Annotated in this window: 3 protein-coding genes; 2 read left to right on the top strand and 1 reads right to left on the bottom strand. The window is 69.5% G+C overall.

The annotated features are described in order from the left end of the window. Window positions 1–264 precede the first annotated feature (264 nt). Entirely contained in the window at window positions 265–792 is a 528-nt protein-coding gene (locus I59_RS19645) for a DUF3800 domain-containing protein (protein WP_022903681.1), read from the bottom strand. A gap of 98 nt (window positions 793–890) precedes the next feature. Between I59_RS19645 and I59_RS09585 the strand changes: the two genes are divergently transcribed. Continuing rightward, window positions 891–1,307 (top strand): VOC family protein, encoded by a 417-nt coding sequence (locus I59_RS09585; protein ID WP_022903682.1) that lies wholly within the window; start codon window positions 891–893, stop codon window positions 1,305–1,307. A gap of 36 nt (window positions 1,308–1,343) precedes the next feature. Next, window positions 1,344–1,958 carry a DNA-3-methyladenine glycosylase I gene (locus tag I59_RS09590; RefSeq protein WP_022903683.1) on the top strand — a complete coding sequence of 205 codons (615 nt, stop codon included), beginning with the start codon at window positions 1,344–1,346 and terminating at the stop codon, window positions 1,956–1,958. The last annotated feature ends 84 nt before the right edge of the window (window positions 1,959–2,042 follow it).

The raw sequence follows: 2,042 nt of genomic DNA on the forward strand, positions 1-2,042 counted from the left end.
TCCCCCCGCGTTCCGTCCGACGACCGTCCGTTCTTGCGGCGGGCCGTCGGTCGTCCGGATGGGCACCGGCCTGAAGGCGCGGCTCGCGTCCGCCCTGCCGGTCGCGCGATCGCGTGGTCGCGTTGACACGTTCAGCGATCGCGGCCTAGTATTGATATGTCGACCGCGTGCTGCTCGGTCGGAAGTGAGCCCCGGATACGCCTGCAGCCAGCGCGGGCCCGGGGTTTTGCGCTGTGCGGCGCGTGTCCGTGTTCCGGATCGTCCTCACCCGACGGTGATCTCTATTGCGTCCTCTTCATCGACGAGCGCCTTTCGTGCCCCGCAGGCGATGTCCGCGAGCGCCAGCAAGGGCTCGCTGTCGCCGCGCGCATGCTCCCACACCACCGACCGTCCGACACCCTGCGTGCGAAACGCGTCGAGTGCGCGTCGATCGGCGCGGTCCAACGCAGGACCGCGGGACTCGAGCGTCAGGTGACGGACCGCGCGCGACTCCAGCTCGTACACCAGCCGTTCGAGGCAACGTCGTCGGCGTCGCCCCGCTCGCGCCGGGGATCCCTCGTACCGGACGATGATGATCGCGACAGCGAGTCCGAGCAGTCCGCGCCAGGTGTACCGCTGCGCCTCGATCGCCTCGTACCAGTGCAACTTCTTCATCCGTGCCGGTCGGAGTCGCTCGACCGCGTCCCGGAGAGCGGTGCGATCACGGTCATCGACGATGACAGCCGCCAGGACGTAGGCCGCGTGGTCGAGCCCGCCACCGGGTTCCGATTCGTCGCAGTAGGCACGGTGCACACTCGCAGAATGTTGCGTATCACGTTCGTGGCGGCGACAAAGGTGCTTGCGCGCGGCGCCGGATTGCGGGAGGTTCTGGGGGGAGCGAAGGAGCCCCCATGCCCACGATGGTGTTCATCAACCTGCCGGTCGCCGACCTCGACCGGTCGAAGTCCTTCTACGAGGCCCTCGGCTACCCGATCGACCCCGACTTCACCGACGAGACCGCCGCGTGCGCCGTGGTGAGCGACACCGTGTACGTGATGCTCCTCACCCACGCGAAGTTCGCCGAGTTCACGGACAAGGCCATCGCCGACCCGGACACGATCGAGGTGATCAACTCCCTCAGCGCCGACTCGAAGGACGACGTGCACCGGGTCGTCGACGCCGCCGTCATGGCCGGTGGACACGAGGACCGCCCGGAGATGGACCTCGGCTTCATGTACCAGCGGAGTTTCACCGACCCCGACGGTCACCACTGGGAGCACGTCTGGATGGACCAGGCCGCGATGCAGGACGGCCCGCCGAGCAAGTAGCGGTCGTGTGTCGGCCGTGGACGCCAGGATGGGCTGGTGAGCACCGAGTCGACCGTCACGCCGCCGTCCCTCGTCGTGGGCGAGGACGGCCTCGCCCGCCCGGTGTGGGCATCGACCGACGCGTTGCTGCGCGACTACTACGACACCGAGTGGGGCATGCCCGTCCGTGACGAGCGGGGAGTGTTCGAGCGGCTGTCGCTCGAGGCGTTCCAGTCCGGCTTGTCCTGGCGGACGATCCTCGCGAAGCGCCCGGCGTTCCGGGCCGCGTTCGCCGACTTCGACCCGGACACCGTCGCCGAGTTCGGGGAGGACGACGTCGCGCGGCTGATGGCCGACGCGGGCATCGTGCGGAACCGGGCGAAGATCCTCGCGACCATCACGAACGCGAACGCGACGATCGCGCTCCGACAGGACGGCGGGCTGGCCGACTTCGTGTGGTCGTTCCGACCCGACCGCACGCCCGAGCCGGTCACGTTCGCGGACGTCCCGACGACGTCCGACGAGTCGGTCGCGCTGTCGAAGGCGCTGCGGAAGCGGGGGTTCGCGTTCGTCGGGCCGACCACGATGTACGCGCTGATGGAGGCGCTCGGCATCGTCGACACGCACCTGGTCGGCAGCCACCGCCGAGGGACCTCGGGCGTCTGGGGCTGACCGGACCACCGCGAACCGGGCAGGCTACGGTCGGGGCATGACTTCCGACCCGGCACCTGCTCCGCGCCACGTCCGGGACCGTCC

Origin of the sequence: Curtobacterium sp. B8 (genome assembly GCF_000333315.1) — a bacterium.
GTDB classification, from domain to species: Bacteria; Actinomycetota; Actinomycetes; order Actinomycetales; family Microbacteriaceae; genus Curtobacterium; species Curtobacterium luteum.